Raw genomic sequence first — 15,105 nt, forward strand, 5'->3', positions numbered from 1 at the left:
TCTGCACGGCGGAGGATCCCGCAGCCGCCGCTGCGACCCTGCTCGCGGAGTGGGACCGGTGACCGCGCGCATCCCGCGCGTGCTCAGCATCGCGGGCACCGATCCGACGGGCGGTGCGGGCATCCAGGCCGACCTCAAGTCGATCGGCGTGCTCGGCGGCTACGGCATGGCGGTGGTCACGGCTCTCGTCGCGCAGAACACGCACGGGGTCCGCTCCGTGCACCTGCCTCCGGTGACGTTCCTCCGCGAGCAGCTCGACGCGGTGAGCGACGACGTCGCGATCGACGCCGTGAAGATCGGCATGATCGCGACCGCCGCGATCGGCACGGGGATAGCGGACTGGCTCGACGCGGTCCGTCCGCCGCTCGTGGTCGTCGATCCGGTCATGATCGCCACGAGCGGTCATCGTCTGCTCGACCCCGAGGCCGAGGAGAGCGTCCGCGAGCTCGTCCGCCGGGCGCATCTCGTCACCCCCAACCTCCCGGAGCTCGCCGTGCTGGCCGGCGCCGAGGAGGCCGGGGACTGGGCCGAGGCGCTCCGGCAGGGCGCGGACGTCGCCCGCACGCTCGGCACCGCCGTGCTGGTGAAGGGCGGGCATCTCGACGGCCCGTCGACTCCGGACGCGATCGTCACGCCCTCCGGCGAGACCCGCGAGACCCCGGGCGAGCGCGTCCCCACCTCGAACACGCACGGCACCGGCTGCTCGCTCTCCTCCGCCATGGCCGTGCTCCTCGTCGGCCGGACGGGTGCCGTCGACGACCTCGCGGCAGCGCTCACCGAGGCGAAGGAGTGGCTGACCGGCGCACTCCGCGGCGCCGACGCCCTCGAGGTCGGCACCGGCAACGGGCCGATCGACCACTTCCACCGGCTCCGCACGCCCGCCTTCTGCGAGGCGGTGTGGACCGAGACCGAGCCGCTGCGCCGCGAGATCGACGCCCTGCCCTTCGTCACCGCCCTCGGCGACGGCACGCTCGAGCGCGACGACTTCGAGTGGTACCTCGCGCAGGACGCGCTCTACCTCTCGGAGTACGCCCGCGTGCTCGCCGTGGCCGCCCAGCGGGCGCCGAGCGCCGAGGAGCAGGTCTTCTGGGCCGAGAGCCTCGCGCAGGCGATCGCGACGGAGGCTCAGCTGCACCGCGATCGGCTCGGCAGCCGATGGGACGAGCCCTCCGACACCACCCGGGGCTACGTCGACCATCTGGCGGCCGTCGGAGCAAGGGGCGGCTACGGCGAGCTCGTCGCCGCGCTGCTGCCGTGCTTCCAGCTCTACGCCGATATCGGCGAGCGACTGGCGGCGGCGAACCGGCCGGGGCACCCCTACGAGGACTGGCTCTCGACCTACGCCGACCCCGGATTCGCCGCCGCGACCGCGAGGGCGATCGCCGTCACCGAGGCCGCAGCCGCACGGGCCGGAGCGACGGAGCGCGCCGCCATGCGCGACGCGTTCCTGCGCTCCAGCCGCTTCGAGCGCGACTTCTTCGCGGCTCCGCTCAGCCGATCGCCTCGCGGAGGACGTGCATGAGCGCGTCCAGCTGAACCGTGTCGGCCGAGGCGGTCTCGGCGTCCGCGCCGTCGAGCGCGCGGGCGGCGAGGCCCGCCTTGGCGTCGATCAGCTCGGCGATCTTCGCGTCGATCGTGTGCGCCGCGATGATGCGCCAGGCCGTGACCGGCTCCTCCTGGCCGATGCGGTGCACCCTGTCGATCGCCTGCGTCTGCTCGGCGGAGGTCCACGAGAGCTCCGCGAGGACCACGTTCGAGGAGGCCTGCAGATTGACGCCGACTCCCGCCGCCGTCAGCGAGCAGACCGCGACCGAGACGTCGGGGTCGGTGTTGAAGGCGTCGATCTGCGACTGCCGGAACGTCGCCGTCTGGTCGCCGCGGATCGAGACGGACGCGAGCTCGCGCTTCTCGAAGGTCTCCTCGGCCTGGTCCATCACGTCGACGTGCTTGGCGAAGAACACGACCTTGCCGACCGAGCGGGCCAGCTGCGAGGCGTAGTCCGCGGCCAGCGCGGCCTTGGCCTGGCCGATGCGGCGCACCATGGTGAAGACGTTCTCGCCGGTCTTCGCCGACTTCGACTCCTCGAGCTCGCTCTGCGCGACGATGGATGAACCGCTCGCTCTCGTCCGAGTCGAGCTCGTGCGTGATCGAGGCGGTGACGGCCTTGTACCGCTGCAGCATCCGGCGCCGAGCTCGCGCTCGGCCTTCTGGATGGAGCGGCCGAGGTCGTCGTCGAGCTCGACGGGCAGGTCGACGATCCGCTTCGAGGGCAGGTCGGCGGCGACGTCGATCTTCTTCCGCCGCACGATGCCGAGGTCGATGACCGCCTCGCGCGCCTCGGGGTAGAAGCCGGTGTCGGCCGGGGTCAGACCGGTCTCCTCGAGGCTGCGCATCAGGTCGGGCCCGGGCTTGGTCTCGTCGATCCAGCCCAGGAAGCGCCAGATCGCGCGGAAGTCGTCCACGTCGTTGATGAGCGGCGTTCCCGTGAGGGCGATCATCAGCGGGTCGTGGCCGGGAGTCGTCTCGCGGATCTTCGACGCGAGCGCGAGCACGCTCTGCGACCGCTGCGAGCGCAGGTTCTTGATGAAGTGCGCCTCGTCGACGACCATGCCGCGGAAGCCGAGGCTCCCGAGCCAGCCCAGGTGGCGGTCGAGGATGTCGTAGTTGACGATGACGACGTCGGCGAACGCGTCGAGGGTGGTGCCGTCGCCGTGGATGACGGTGGCGCGGCGGTGCGGGGTCCAGTGCTCGACCTCGCGGGCCCAGTTCATCTTGACGACGTTGGGCACGACGGCGAGCAGCGGGTAGGACCCGGTGACCGAGGCGGCGAGCAGGCTCTGCGCGGTCTTGCCCAGACCCGGCTCGTCGGCGAGCAGGAAGCTGCGGTGGCCCCGCGCGCACTCCCGATGAAGCGCGCCTGGTGGGCCATGAGCTCGCGGCCGCGGGGCGAGACCCGGTCGATCGCGGGCGGCTCCGGCAGCTCCATGCTCGCGGCGCGGCCGCCCGCTCCGTACTCGAACGCCTTGAAGAGCGGACCGAGCAGCTCCCAGTCGTCGAGTCGACGTCGGGTGGGAGCCGGGGCGGCGGCGATCGAGAAGTCCGGCGGCAGGAACGGGTTGGCCAACTGGCGCGCGCGCACCGACGGCGGGACGACCTGGTTGACCGGCGCCTCCGGCTTGGGCTCCGGCTCGGTCACGATCAGCAGCTCGTCGGGGCTCAGCTCGGCACCGGCCTCGAGCAGCCAGTCGCGGCGGAGCTTCTGCGCGGCGGGGGTGTAGCCGGCCTCGGACTCCAGGAGGCTGATGAGGCTCGTGTCGCGGGCGGCGGTCTTCGCGAGGATGGTCGCGATGCCGTCCAGGCGCTTCATCTCCTCGGCGCGCTGCGAGTCGCTCAGCTCGGTGTCGACCTTGACGCGCTTGCGCTCCTCGCGCATGAGCAGGGCGATGACGAGGAACCTCGTGCGGTTGGTCGGGCCGACCTTGCCGGTCTGCGCCTTCTGCTTCCACCTCGCGGACGCGTCGCGCGAGGATCGGGATGATCCCGGCGTTGTCGCCTCCGCGGGGCCGCGACCGCGGCCTGCTCCCGGCCGCGTCTCGTACGACGCGTCTGACCACCGGACTGACGCTGGCCGCTGCGAGCCATGCTCCTCCTCGACGTTCGACGGGGCGCAGGAGGGGTTCCCGGGCTCTACCGTCGGCATTGCACTGAAAGTGTCTTGCGCTGGCCACCCGGCCTCCGAGGAGGCGGACGGCGTCAGTGCATCCGATGGCCGTCGGGAGCTCCGAGCAACGGATCTGAGACCCGGTCGCAGCATCCCCGGCGCGCGGGTGCGACCCCATCCTACCCCGAGCAGGCGCCGGGCCTACTCCGCGACGGGGACCTTGATGATCAGACCGGCGGCGACCACGACGCCCACCGCGGCGAGGTGGAGGGAGGCCCAGACCTGGTCGGGGAAGTCGAAGGGCAGGACCGGGTTCCACAGCACGAGGATCGGCACGAGTCCGACGAGCCAGAGGAGGGAGCGCGCCTGGATCGCGAACCAGCCGATCACCGCCGCGAGGATCGCGACCGGGTACCGCACGAAGTCGTAGGCGTCGCCGCCGACGAGGGCGAGCCCGGCGAGCAGCACGATCGCGGCGAGCACTCCCGGGGCCAGCGCCATCCTCGCGGTGCCGCGGGACGGATAGCGGCCGGCGGGGCCGCGGGACGTGGGAGCTGCGTTCACTCCTCGATCGTACGCGGCGCTCCGGGCCGATACCCCCGCCGGGTATGCGGTCGTCGGCGTAGGCTGGCCGGGTGATCGACGATCTGAAGAAACGGTCCCTCCACCGCGCGCGCATCCTCGAGGGGCAGATGCGCGGCCTCGCGAAGATGATCGAGAACGAGGACTACTGCGTCGACATCGTCACGCAGTCCCTCGCGATCCAGAAGTCGCTGGGTTCGCTCAACAAGCTCATCGTCGAGAACCACCTGCGCACGCACGTGACGACGATGTTCGACGAGGGCGGTGAGGCGCGCGAGGCGGCGATCGCCGAGCTCGTGAAGATCTTCGAGCTCTCCAACAACCGCTCATGACCCGCCTCGTCGCCCTCCGCGGCGACATCACCCGCGAGGACGTCGACGTGGTCGTCAACGCCGCGAACTCCTCCCTCCTGGGCGGAGGAGGGGTGGACGGAGCGATCCACCGCGCGGGCGGGCCGGAGATCCTCGAGGAGTGCCGCCGTCTGCGCGCGAGCACGCTGCGCGACGGCCTGCCGGCCGGGTCCGCGGTCGCCACGACCGCCGGGCGCCTGCCCGCGCGCTGGGTGGTGCACACCGTCGGCCCCGTCCACTCGCGGAGCGAGGACCGCACCGCCGTGCTCGCCTCCGCGTACGCCGAGTCGATCGCAGTGGCCCGGGGCCTCGGCGCGCGGACCGTCGCGTTCCCCGCGATCTCGGCCGGCGTCTACGGCTGGCCGATGGACGACGCGGCGAGGGTCGCGGTCGAGTCCGTCCGCGCGGCGACGACCGACGACGATCCGATCGTCGAGGTGCGCTTCGTGCTCTTCTCGGACGAGGCGCTCGCGGAGTTCATGCGCGCGCTCGCCCTGATCACCGGTCGCATCGAAACCCCGAGCTGCGTCCTCTCGTCCCGCACACGGAGGAGGGAGCGGGACGAGAGTGAGCGCCGCCGAGCCCCTCGGGATCCGGCAGGCGCGTGAGGGCTAGGCCGTCTTGGGCCGCGCGAACTCGTCGAACGGCAGCGTGATCGGGCGGGTGCGCGGCGGCATCCGCAGCAGCGCGTCGAGCGCCGGCCCCAGCGCCCCGCGCCAGGCGGCGTAGCCGTCCTCGTTCAGGTGCAGGCGGTCCGGGCTGTACCGGTCGTCCATCGCCCCGTCCTCCGTCGCGAAGACGGGCCAGAGGTCGAGGTACGCGGCGTGCGCCGTGGGGGCGAACTGCCAGAGGTGGCGGTTCACGTCCCGGATCTGCGGCGCGAACTCGTGCCCGCGCGGCAGGACCGAGTTGACCAGGAGCCGCACGTCCGGGAGGTCCCGGCGCAGAAGTGGCGACGATCGTCTCGATGTTCCGGACGATGTGCTCGGTGGTGCGGTGCCAGGCGAGATCGTTGGTGCCGATGAGCAGCACCACCGTGTCGGGGGCCTGCTCGACCAGTTCGGGCAGACGCGCCACTATGTCCGCGGTGGTCGCCCTCTCGCGGCCCTCGTCGACGACCGTCGACGAGGTGAGCCACTCGTCCCAGGCCCCGGCCTGGATGATGCTGTCCCCGACGAAGAGGACCTTCCCCAGCTGGAGATCGCGCCCCGCGTCCGTGTCCGACGGCTCGCTCATCGTGCTCCTCTCGTTCGGTCCGGAGGCGGTGTCGCTGCTCTCCGGAGTCTCCATTGTCACCGCTGCGCCCCGCGCCCGCCAGGGACCGCTCGTCACCGGAGTCCGGCAGATCGAGCGCTGTGGCGGTGATCCGGTTCGCCATGCCGTTGAAGACGATGCCGTGGAACGGCAGGACGGCGAGCCAGTAGAGGCGTCCCGCGAGGCCCTGAGGGAAGAAGACGGCGCGCTGCGTGTAGAGCGATCCGCCGCCCTCGGAGGGCTCCGCGCGCATCTCGAGCCACGCTCCACCCGGCACCTTCATCTCGGCGCGGAGGCGGAGCAGCGTGGGCCGCTCGATCGCCTCGACGCGCCAGAAGTCGAGCGCGTCTCCCGCGTGCAGGCGCTCGAGTCGCGGCGCCCGCGCTGCAGGCCCACTCCCCGACGAGCTTGTCCATCCACCCGCGGATCGCCCAGGCGAGCGGGAAGGAGTACCAGCCGTTGGTGCCGCCGATGCCCTCGATGACGCGCCAGAGCTTCGCCGGGTCGGCGTCGGTGCGACGCTCCTTGCGGTCGACGTAGACCGTGTGGCCCGCCCACTCGGGGTCGCTCGGCAGCGGATCGCTCGGTGCGCCGGAGACCTCGGCGTTCTGCCAGCTCGTCTCGATCTCGCCGGCCTGCATCTTGCCCAGCGCCAGCCGGACCGAGCGCCGGTAGGGCGTGAGCCCGCCCTCGGGATCGGGGATGAGCGAGCGGATGTCCTGCTCCCGCACGATGCAGTCGTACTGCAGGGAGGCGATGATCGGCACCGCCAGCGAGCGCGGGATCGGCGTCACGAGGTTGACCCACTGCGACGCGAGCCACGGGGTGAAGACGGGGAGGGAGGCGATCGGCCGCTGCGGCAGCCCGGCCTCGACCGCGTAGCCGTTCATCATCTGCCCGTAGCGGAGCACGTCCGGACCGCCGATGTCGAAGGTGCGGTTGAGCGTACGGTCCTCGAGCGACGCCGCACCGATGAGGTAGTGCAGCACGTCGCGCACGGCGATCGGCTGGATGAAGTTGCGCACCCACTGCGGGGCGGGCATGTAGGGCAGGATGTCCGTCAGATGGCGCACCATCTCGAAGGACGTCGAGCCGGAGCCGATGATCACGCCGGCCTGGAGCGCGATGGTCGGCACGCCCGACTCCATCAGGATCCGGCCGACCTCGGCCCGCGAGCGCAGGTGCTTCGACAGCTCCTGGCCCTCGGGGTGCAGACCGCCGAGGTAGACGATGCGGTCGACGCCGGCGGCGAGAGCGGCCTCGGCGACGTTCGTCGCCGCCCTGCTCTCGATCTCCTCGAACTTGGCGTGGTCGGCTCCCGAGCCCATCGAGTGGACGAGGTAGTAGAGGACCGAGACGCCCTCGAACGCGGCGGTCAGCGACTCCGCATCGCCCAGATCGCCCTGGGCGACCTCGACCTGCTCGGACCACGGCACCTCGGCGAGCTTGCGCGGATCCCGGACGAGGACCCGCACGCGGAAGCCCGCTTCCAGCAGGCGCGGGGTGAGCCGGCCGCCGATGTAGCCGGTCGCACCGGTGACGAGCGCCAGCGGGCGCGACGGATCGGAGGAGGATTCGCTCATGTCGGCCACCGTACGCCGATGCCCTGGGCGCCTCCCCCGCTGGTGCGGGCGGTCCTGCGCTGCTAGGACTTGCCGAGGACCGTGCGGACGCGGCTCACGTCGTCGTTCATCTGCCGGATGAGCGGCTCGACGCCCTCGTAGGCGACCATGCCGCGGATCCTCGAGACGAAGGCGACGTCGACGATCCGGTCGTAGAGGTCGAGCGTCTGATCGAGCACGAACGCCTCGACCTGCTTGGGCGGGACCCCGATGAAGGTGGGATTGCTCCCCACGGAGATCGCAGCGGGGTAGGTGCGCCCCTCGACGCTCAGGCGCCCGGCGTAGACGCCGTCGGCGGGGATCAGGCCCTGCGACTCCGGCGACAGGTTCGCCGTCGGGAAGCCCAGCTCCCGCCCGCGCTTGGCCCCGTGCACGACGACGCCGCGGACGACCGGCTCGTGACCGAGCAGGCGGGTGGCGTGCTCCACGTCGCCCTCGGCGAGCAGGTCGCGGATCCAGGTGGAGGAGACGCGGCGGCCGTGCTCGGGCCGCACGTCGTCGATGAGCTCGACCTCGAAGCCGTGCTCGGCGCCGAGCGCCCGGAGCAGGTCGATGCCGCCGGCACCCCGGGCGCCGAACCGGAAGTCGGAGCCGACGAGCACGACGCGCGCCTCGAGCGCGTCCACCAGGATCTGCTGCACGAACTCCTCGGGCGAGAGCGAGCGGAACTCTTCGTCGAAGGTGAGCAGCAGCGTCGCGTCCACGCCCGTGCCGGCGAGCAGCTCCAGCTTCTGCTCGTTGCCGACGAGCGCGGGCGGGCACTTCTCGGGGGCGATCACGCTCAGCGGGTTGCGATCGAAGGTCACGACGACGGCGGCGAGTCCGCGCTCGCGCGCCCGCTCGTGCAGCGTGCCGATCACGGCGCGGTGCCCGGAGTGGACACCGTCGAACTTGCCGATCGTCACCGCGGAGGGGCCGACCCCGGCGAGGTCCTGCGCTCGCGTCTCGACGCGCATCAGAGCGCGCTCCTGCGGCCCTGCACGCGCAGCCACCAGAGACCCAGGACCGGCAGGACGAGCGGGATGAGCAGGTAGCCCGCGCCGAAGGCCGACCAGACGGTCGACTGGCGGCCGAAGGGGTCGACGCTCGTCAGGCCGAGCAGCTCGGGTGCGAGGACGCTGATCGCTCCGACGACGACGACGCCGACGAGCTCGAAGGTGATGGTGACCCACGCCACCCGCTGCCAGAACGCCCCGCGCGCGACGAGCGCCACGGTCGCGACGATGTAGACGACGGCCGAGAGGGCCGAGAGCGAGAACGCGAGCGGGGCCTCGTCGAAGCGGTCGATGATCTGGAAGACCGAGCGGCCGGTCGCTGCCAGGGCGAGGATCCCGTAGACCGTGACGAGCAGGCTGCCGACCCCCTCGAGCGGGTGGAGCGGACGGGACGGGACGGCCGGTTCGGGGTGGAGGCGCCCCGATCCTCGGCCTCGCTGGAGTGTGTGGACATCGCAGAGTCAATGCTAGGCGCTCGAAGCCGGGCGCCGGCCCGGACGCCTCACGCGACCTGGACGAACCAGATCTGGTGCATGCGGTACACCATGACCGCGATCGAGAGGCAGGCGGCTCCGAGGATCACCGTGCTCCACCGCGTGCGCTCAATCAGGGCCCAGAATCCGGCCGCGAGCGGCAGCAGGAGCGCCGAGATCAGGTAGATGTAGTACTCCGGCAGACTGCCGGAGGGGTTGTTGCCGATCAGAGGCGAGACGATCGCGACGGCCAGCTGCACGATCAGCAGGAGCTCGACGATCGCGGTCGCGCCGACCGACACGTCGGACGGGCGGCGGTTCAGGAGCCCGAGGATCAGGCAGAGCAGTCCCGCCGCGACGGCGACCGCCACCTGCACGATCGTGAACCACTCGATCACGGCGCGACCGCCCGCACGTCCTCCGTCGGGAAGTTGACGACGCTCTTGAGAACCGAGCCGCGGCGCTCGGCGAGACCGATGAGCCTCTCCCCGGGGCGACGGCGGCCAGCAGCCCCGTGGAGTCGCGCAGCTCCTCCGGGACCGCGATCCGCTTGCCGTTCGCCAGGTCCGCGGAGGACTGCGCGTCCAGCCGCAGCAGCGGGAAGAGCTCGGCCGCCACGGAGGTCGGAGTGAGCAGAGCGGTCGGGACGTCCAGCTCGTCGATCTCGCCGGCCGCGGCGACCGCGAACGGGCCGACGGCCGTGCGGCGCAGCGCGGTCAGGTGCCCCCCGACTCCGAGCACGGCGCCGAGGTCGCGGGCGAGGGCGCGGATGTAGGTGCCGGACGAGCAGGTGACCCGGACGTCGAGGTCGAGGAAGCCGTCGACCTCGCGGCGGGCGAGGACGTCGAAGGCGCTCACCGTGACGGGACGCGCGGGGATCACGACCTCCTCGCCGTCGCGGGCGCGGGCGTAGGCGCGGCGTCCGTCGATCTTGATCGCGCTGACCGAGCTCGGGATCTGCTCGATCGCGCCCGTGAGCCCCGCGATCCCGGCGTCCACGGACCTCTCGCCGATCGCGGCGACCGCGGCCGGCGGCGCGCTCTCGAGCACGTAGCCCTCGCGGTCGTCCGTCGTGGTGGAGGCGCCGAGGCGGATCGTCGCCTCGTACTCCTTGTCGAGGCCCACGAGGTACGTGAGCAGTCGGGTCGACGGACCCAGGCCCAGGATCATCAGGCCGGTCGCCATCGGGTCGAGCGTGCCGGCGTGACCCACCTTGCGCGTGCCGGCGCGGCGCCGGGTCCGCGAGACGAGGTCGTGGCTGGTGATGCCACCGGGCTTGTCCAGCAGGAGGATCCCGTTCGGGGCCGTCACCGGAGGAGTGGGGGTCGCGAACACGGGTGCGAGGATACACGCGCCGGTCGGGAGCGAGCCGCGGGAGCAGGCGGCGACCGCGCCGTCCTAGGCTGGTCGGATGAGGATCGCAGTACTCGGGACGGGCGCCGTCGGCGGAACGATCGCCGCCCTCCTCGACCGGGCCGGGCACGACGTCGAGGCGACCGCCCGAGGAGCGCACCTCACCGCGATCCGGCGCTCCGGCATCCGCCTCGACGGGGCGTGGGGCGAGCACACCGCGTGGGTCAGGACGGGCGAGACGCTCGACCTGGTCCCGGACGTCGCCTTCCTCTGCACGAAGGCCCAGGACGCCGAGGACGCGCTGCGCGCGAATCGGCGCACGGTCGACGGCGCGCTGATCGTTGTCGTGCAGAACGGCCTCGACGGGCTCCAGGCAGCCGCCCGGCAGGTGCGCGACGCCTCCCTCGTGGGCGCTCTCGCCCTCTTCGCCGCCAGCCACCTCGAGCCGGGGCGCGTCACCGTGACGGCTCCCGCGACCACGACTCTCGGAGTCCCCGGCAGGCCGGCCGACGACGAGGTGCGGCGCGCAGCCGCCGTGCTCGGCGAGGCGGTGCCCGTCGCGGTCACCGACGACTTCCTCGGCGCGCAGTGGACGAAGCTCCTGATCAACGAGGTGAACGCGCTGCCCGCGATCACGGGGCTCTCGGTGCGGGAGACGATCGCCGAGCCGCGACTGCGCCGACTGCTCGCCCGCGCGATGAAGGAGGCGGCCCGCACCGGCCTCGCCTCCGGGGTCCGCTTCGGCGCTCTGCAAGGACTCTCGGAGACCGCGGTCCGCGCTCTGGCGGCCGCCCCCTCCCGGTGGTCGAGCTCCTGCCCCGGAGGATGGCGAAGGGCATGGGCGACGTGCCGAACCCCGGATCCACGCTCCAGAGCATCCGCCGCGGCGTGCCCAGCGAGATCGACCACCTCGCGGGGGCCGTCGTGCGCACCCGCGCACCGGCTCGGCCGGGAGGCCCCGGTCAACCAGCTCCTCGTCGAGCTCGTGCACGAGGTGGAGCGCTCGGGCGCGTTCCTCGCTCCCGACGAGGTGGCCCGGCGGGCCTCGGCCGTCTCGACGTCGGGCCGGCTCAGCAGGAGTCGGCGAAGACGCGGCGCGGGTGCTCCGGATCGCGGACGTCGATCAGCACCGGCGCGAGCCGGCGCGGATCCGTGCTCGCCCGGTAGGCGGGGTCGACCGGCGGCTCCTGGGTGTCGAGCCGGATGCCGAGGTTCCACGCTCCGCGCAGCTCCGGGCGCAGCGCGAACTCGCCGTCGACGAGGAGCACCGCGTCGCGGCCCGCCGTGCGCCAGCGCGGCTGCCTCGGCTCGTCCCGCACGGAGTCGAAGGCCGCGAGCACGAAGCCGGTGCTGCCGCCGAGCTTGAACGGGTCGAGCAGCACGCGGCGCAGGAGCTCGTAGTCGTAGCGCAGGCGGTAGGCGCGCTCCTCCTCCGGCACGGAGGCGTCCTCCCGCTCCGTCCGCGCCCGCTGGAAGTCGCTCAGATGCGCGACGAACGCACCGTGGCCCGCCCGGGCGAGAGCCGCAGCGAGATCGTCCGCGAAGGACGCCGAGACCACGGGATCGTCGCTGTCGATCGCGACGGCGACGCGACCCCTGGCGTAGTTGTGCAGCACCTCCACCGCGAGCGCGTCGAGCACATCGACCTTCTGCGGAGCCCACTTCGTCATCCGTCCACGATACGCGGCAGCGCCTACGCTGGTCGGATGCCCGCCGCATTCGCCCCCGCGATCGTCGAGTGGTTCCGCCGCGACGCCCGCGACCTGCCGTGGCGCCGGGAGGGCTTCCCCGCCTGGGGACCCTCGTCAGCGAGTTCATGCTCCAGCAGACGCCGGTCGTCCGCGTGATCCCCCGCCTGGACGAATGGCCCGCCGGTGGCCGACGCCCGCCGACCTCGCGGCCGTGCCCTCGGGCGAGGCCGTCCGCGCCTGGCAGTCGCTCGGCTACCCGCGCCGCGCCCTCCGTCTGCACGGGTGCGCCGTCGCGATCGCCGACGAGCACGGCAACGTCGTGCCCGAGGACGTCGACGCGCTCCTCGCCCTCCCCGGGGTCGGCGACTACACCGCGCGCGCCGTCGCCGTCTTCGCCTACGGCCGTCGCCATCCCGTCGTGGACACGAACGTGAGGCGGGTGATCGCCCGGGCCGTCGCCGGATCCGGCGAGCCCGGTCCGCCGCGCACGACTCCGGATCTCGCGGCCATGGAGGCGCTGCTGCCCGACGACGTCACCGAGTCGGCCGTCTTCAACGCCGGGATGATGGAGCTGGGCGCGATCGTCTGCACCGCACGCTCCCCGCGCTGCGACGTCTGCCCGATCCGCGACTCCTGCCGCTGGCGCGCGGAGGGCTACCCGGCCTACGACGGGCCCGTGAAGGCGCGCCAGAAGAGGTTCGAGGGGTCGGACCGGCAGGTCCGCGGCCTGGTGCTCGCGGAGCTCAGGGCGTCGCACGGTCCCGTCACCGAGGCGGAGGTGCGCTCGCTCTGGCCGGACGCCGAGCAGCTCGACCGGGCTCTCGCCGGGCTCCTCGCCGACGGTCTGGCGACGGGCACTCCCGAGGACGGCTACCTCCTCCCGCACGCGTGAGCCGAGGGCGGGCGTCGGAGGACACGGGTAGCGTGGCGCCGTGACCCGCCGCCGTCTCCGCCTCCCCCGCCCCGACTCCGACGTCGATCGCGCGCTGGCCGCCGTCCGAGCCGAGAACGACCTGCCGGGCGATTTCCCCGCGGACGCCCTGGCGGAAGCCGCGGCGGCCGACCGCACGGCCGACGACGACGGCCGGATCGATCTCACGGCGATCCCGTTCGTCACGATCGACCCGCCCGGCTCCCTCGACCTCGATCAGGCGCTCCACCTCGAGGAGTCCCCCGGCGGCGCCGTCCTCCGCTACGCGATCGCCGACGTCCCCGCCGTCGTTCGGCCCGGAGGCGCCCTCGACGCCGAGACGCGCCGCCGCACGCAGACCTACTACCTGCCCGACGGCAGGGTCCCCCTGCATCCCGCCGTGCTCTCGGAGGGAGCCGCGTCCCTGCTCCCCGAGCAGCGGCGCCGCGCCCTGGTCTGGACCGTCGAGCTCGGGCCGGACGCCGAGCCTCGCTCCGTCCGCGTCGAGCGGGCCCTGGTCGCCAGCGTCGCGCGCCTGGACTACGCGGGAGTGCAGCGCGACGCCGGGAACGGCGTCCTGTATCCCTCGATCGCCCTGCTGCCCTGGTTCGGCCGCGAGCGCCGGGCACGCGAGTCGGAGCGGGGCGGCGCGAGCCTGACGCTGCCCGAGGAGGAGATCGTCGCCGACGACGGCCGCTACCGCGTCGAGCGCCGCGCACCCCTCGAGTCCGAGGACTGGAACGCGCAGGTGTCGCTCCTGACGGGCATGGCCGCCGCGACGATGATGCTCGACGCCGGAGTCGGGATCCTCCGCACGATGCCGCCCGCGGACGCCGAGACGGTCGCCGCCTTCCGCGCCCGCACCGAGCTCCTCGGAGCCCCGTGGCCCGCCGACGAGCCCTACGGCGACTACCTGCGCCGCCTCGACACGGGCGATCCCGCACAGCTGGCCGTCATGCACGCCGCCGCGGCGCTGTTCCGCGGCGCCGGCTACACCGCCTTCGACGGCAGCCGACCGGAGCAGCCGGAGCAGGCCGCTCTCGCCGCCCCGTACGCCCACGTCACCGCGCCGTTGCGCCGCCTCGTCGACCGGTTCGGCCTGGCCGTCTGCCTCGCGGTCAGCCGCGGAGAGGAGCTGCCGGAGCGGCTGCGCGCGGCTCTCGCCCGTCGTCCCGGCGCTCATGGCCGCCGGCGACCGCCGATCGGGAGCCGCGAACCGCGCCGCGACCGCCGTCGTCGAGGCCGCGGTCCTCCGCGGCCTCGAAGGCTCCGTCTTCGTCGGCGTCGTCGTGTCGACCGCCCGGACGCGCTCCTCCGTGCAGCTCCTGGATCCCGAGATCACGGTCGACGTGCAGACCCCGCTCACGCCGGGAGCCCGTGTCGACGTCGTCCTGGAATCGGTCGATGTCGCCACGGGCTCCGCGGTCTTCCGTGCGGTGGATCAGTCCTCGTCGTCGTCCTCGCGCGGCTTGACGTAGGGATCCTCGTCGCCGGCGTAGCTCGCGCCCGCCGCCAGCGTCTGCACCTGCGAGTCCTGGTTGCGCGCCGCGGCGAGCAGGTCCTCGATGTGCTTCGCGTTCTCGGGGACCGCGTCGAGGATGAACTCGAGCGACGGGGTCAGGCGCGACGTGATGTTCTTGCCCACCTCCGTCCGCAGCATGCCGGTCGCCGCTTTCAGAGCGGCGGCCGAGTCGGTGCGCTCCTCATCGGTGCCGTAGACGGTGTAGAACACCGACGCGTGCTGGAGGTCGCCCGTCACCTGGACGTCCGTGATGGTGACGAAGCCGAGCCGCGGGTCGCGGATGCCGCGCTCGAGCCGCTTGGCGACGATCACCTTGATCCTGTCGGCGAGCTTCCTCGCCCGTGCCGGATCTGCCATAGCTGGTCCTCACCTCTCTCGACGGGCCGTCGGGCCCGTCCTCTGATTATTCTCCCGCGCCGCGAGACGGCTCCCCGCCTTGACGTCCGCCGTTCAGGCGGCTGGGGTGACGTCGCAGACGGAACGCCCTCACGACGCCTCTTCCCGCGCACCTGCGGTGCGCCCGCCAGACCCGAGCCAGGAGGCGTCGCGAGGCGTTCCGCCCGCTCCTCCGTCCGGAAGGAATACCCGTCCCGAGCTCATCCCGCCCGAGACTCTCCTCCTGGACCAGTGGAGCGTCACCCACCGGAGTGGAGGGGCGGCGGCGTCCTCTTCGCGTGCCCGGCTCGGGTCTG

Annotated in this window: 12 protein-coding genes and 7 pseudogenes; 7 read left to right on the plus strand and 12 right to left on the minus strand. The window is 72.8% G+C overall.

The genetic code is table 11. The annotated features are described in order from the left end of the window. Positions 1 to 58: 58 nt before the first annotated feature. On the plus strand, positions 59 to 1,522 hold the full coding sequence (thiD, locus tag AC0CII_RS07485) for a bifunctional hydroxymethylpyrimidine kinase/phosphomethylpyrimidine kinase (protein ID WP_465228987.1): 1,464 nt from the start codon (positions 59 to 61) through the stop codon (positions 1,520 to 1,522). Here the strand turns inward: thiD and AC0CII_RS07490 are convergent. From AC0CII_RS07490 to AC0CII_RS07500, 3 genes are all read right to left on the minus strand, one after another. Further along, on the minus strand, positions 1,491 to 2,876 hold the full coding sequence (locus tag AC0CII_RS07490; protein ID WP_465229093.1) for a DEAD/DEAH box helicase: 1,386 nt from the start codon (positions 2,874 to 2,876) through the stop codon (positions 1,491 to 1,493). The two genes, thiD and AC0CII_RS07490, sit on opposite strands and share 32 nt — an antisense overlap. Beyond that, the gene (locus AC0CII_RS07495) at positions 2,768 to 3,700 is read right to left on the minus strand and encodes a hypothetical protein (RefSeq protein ID WP_465229109.1); all 933 of its coding nucleotides are present in this window, start codon (positions 3,698 to 3,700) and stop codon (positions 2,768 to 2,770) included. Before AC0CII_RS07495 ends, AC0CII_RS07490 begins: the two co-directional genes overlap by 109 nt. A gap of 162 nt (positions 3,701 to 3,862) precedes the next feature. Beyond that, complete coding sequence (locus AC0CII_RS07500; RefSeq protein WP_307786013.1) at positions 3,863 to 4,225, minus strand: DUF6804 family protein; 363 nt, start codon at positions 4,223 to 4,225, stop codon at positions 3,863 to 3,865. A gap of 71 nt (positions 4,226 to 4,296) precedes the next feature. Between AC0CII_RS07500 and AC0CII_RS07505 the strand changes: the two genes are divergently transcribed. Then, entirely contained in the window at positions 4,297 to 4,575 is a 279-nt protein-coding gene (locus AC0CII_RS07505) for a metal-sensitive transcriptional regulator (RefSeq protein WP_055794622.1), read from the plus strand. Next, positions 4,572 to 5,084: pseudogene (locus AC0CII_RS07510) on the plus strand (O-acetyl-ADP-ribose deacetylase); the annotation flags it as partial. The gene AC0CII_RS07505 and the pseudogene AC0CII_RS07510, both read left to right, overlap by 4 nt. Positions 5,085 to 5,204: 120 nt before the next feature. On the opposite strand, the gene AC0CII_RS07515 reads toward AC0CII_RS07510, so the two are convergent. From AC0CII_RS07515 to truB, 7 genes and pseudogenes are all read right to left on the minus strand, one after another. Continuing rightward, complete coding sequence (locus AC0CII_RS07515; RefSeq protein WP_465228988.1) at positions 5,205 to 5,519, minus strand: GDSL-type esterase/lipase family protein; 315 nt, start codon at positions 5,517 to 5,519, stop codon at positions 5,205 to 5,207. Positions 5,520 to 5,598: 79 nt separating this feature from the next. Further along, a pseudogene (locus AC0CII_RS07520) lies at positions 5,599 to 5,883 on the minus strand (SGNH/GDSL hydrolase family protein); the annotation flags it as partial. A gap of 145 nt (positions 5,884 to 6,028) precedes the next feature. After that, positions 6,029 to 7,430: pseudogene (locus AC0CII_RS07525) on the minus strand (SDR family oxidoreductase); the annotation flags it as partial. Between the two features lie 62 nt (positions 7,431 to 7,492). After that, positions 7,493 to 8,425 (minus strand): bifunctional riboflavin kinase/FAD synthetase, encoded by a 933-nt coding sequence (locus AC0CII_RS07530; protein WP_465225592.1) that lies wholly within the window; start codon positions 8,423 to 8,425, stop codon positions 7,493 to 7,495. Continuing rightward, entirely contained in the window at positions 8,425 to 8,820 is a 396-nt protein-coding gene (locus tag AC0CII_RS07535; protein ID WP_465228028.1) for a hypothetical protein, read from the minus strand. Before AC0CII_RS07535 ends, AC0CII_RS07530 begins: the two co-directional genes overlap by 1 nt. A gap of 146 nt (positions 8,821 to 8,966) precedes the next feature. After that, positions 8,967 to 9,335, minus strand: coding sequence for a hypothetical protein (locus AC0CII_RS07540; protein WP_207402524.1), 369 nt, complete (start codon positions 9,333 to 9,335; stop codon positions 8,967 to 8,969). Between the two features lie 307 nt (positions 9,336 to 9,642). Then, positions 9,643 to 10,272, minus strand: a pseudogene (truB, locus tag AC0CII_RS07545) (tRNA pseudouridine(55) synthase TruB); the annotation flags it as partial. Positions 10,273 to 10,348: 76 nt separating this feature from the next. Between truB and AC0CII_RS07550 the strand changes: the two are divergent. After that, positions 10,349 to 11,032, plus strand: a pseudogene (locus AC0CII_RS07550) (ketopantoate reductase family protein); the annotation flags it as partial. Positions 11,033 to 11,360: 328 nt separating this feature from the next. On the opposite strand, the gene AC0CII_RS07555 reads toward AC0CII_RS07550, so the two are convergent. Continuing rightward, positions 11,361 to 11,960 carry a nucleoside/nucleotide kinase family protein gene (locus AC0CII_RS07555; RefSeq protein WP_465225589.1) on the minus strand — a complete coding sequence of 200 codons (600 nt, stop codon included), beginning with the start codon at positions 11,958 to 11,960 and terminating at the stop codon, positions 11,361 to 11,363. Between the two features lie 36 nt (positions 11,961 to 11,996). Here AC0CII_RS07555 and AC0CII_RS07560 point away from each other — a divergent pair. From AC0CII_RS07560 to AC0CII_RS07570, 3 genes and pseudogenes are all read left to right on the plus strand, one after another. Then, a pseudogene (locus AC0CII_RS07560) lies at positions 11,997 to 12,873 on the plus strand (HhH-GPD family protein). Positions 12,874 to 12,913: 40 nt separating this feature from the next. Then, a pseudogene (locus tag AC0CII_RS07565) lies at positions 12,914 to 13,921 on the plus strand (RNB domain-containing ribonuclease); the annotation flags it as partial. A 151-nt stretch (positions 13,922 to 14,072) separates the two neighbouring features. Further along, entirely contained in the window at positions 14,073 to 14,369 is a 297-nt protein-coding gene (locus AC0CII_RS07570; protein ID WP_465228989.1) for a hypothetical protein, read from the plus strand. Here AC0CII_RS07570 and rbfA read toward each other — a convergent pair. After that, a complete protein-coding gene (rbfA, locus tag AC0CII_RS07575) occupies positions 14,333 to 14,770 on the minus strand; it encodes a 30S ribosome-binding factor RbfA (RefSeq protein ID WP_055794638.1) in 438 nt (145 codons plus the stop codon). The genes AC0CII_RS07570 and rbfA overlap by 37 nt on opposite strands. Positions 14,771 to 15,105 lie beyond the last annotated feature (335 nt).

It is taken from the genome of Rathayibacter sp. AC182 (genome assembly GCF_979253875.1).

Coding starts and splice junctions, on each gene's coding strand:
- AC0CII_RS07495 (WP_465229109.1), bottom strand. CDS start 3,700: ATGCCGACGGTAGAGCCCGGGAACCCCTCCTGCGCCCCGTCGAACGTC.
- AC0CII_RS07530 (WP_465225592.1), bottom strand. CDS start 8,425: ATGCGCGTCGAGACGCGAGCGCAGGACCTCGCCGGGGTCGGCCCCTCC.
- AC0CII_RS07555 (WP_465225589.1), bottom strand. CDS start 11,960: ATGACGAAGTGGGCTCCGCAGAAGGTCGATGTGCTCGACGCGCTCGCG.
- AC0CII_RS07570 (WP_465228989.1), top strand. CDS start 14,073: ATGGCCGCCGGCGACCGCCGATCGGGAGCCGCGAACCGCGCCGCGACC.
- rbfA (WP_055794638.1), bottom strand. CDS start 14,770: ATGGCAGATCCGGCACGGGCGAGGAAGCTCGCCGACAGGATCAAGGTG.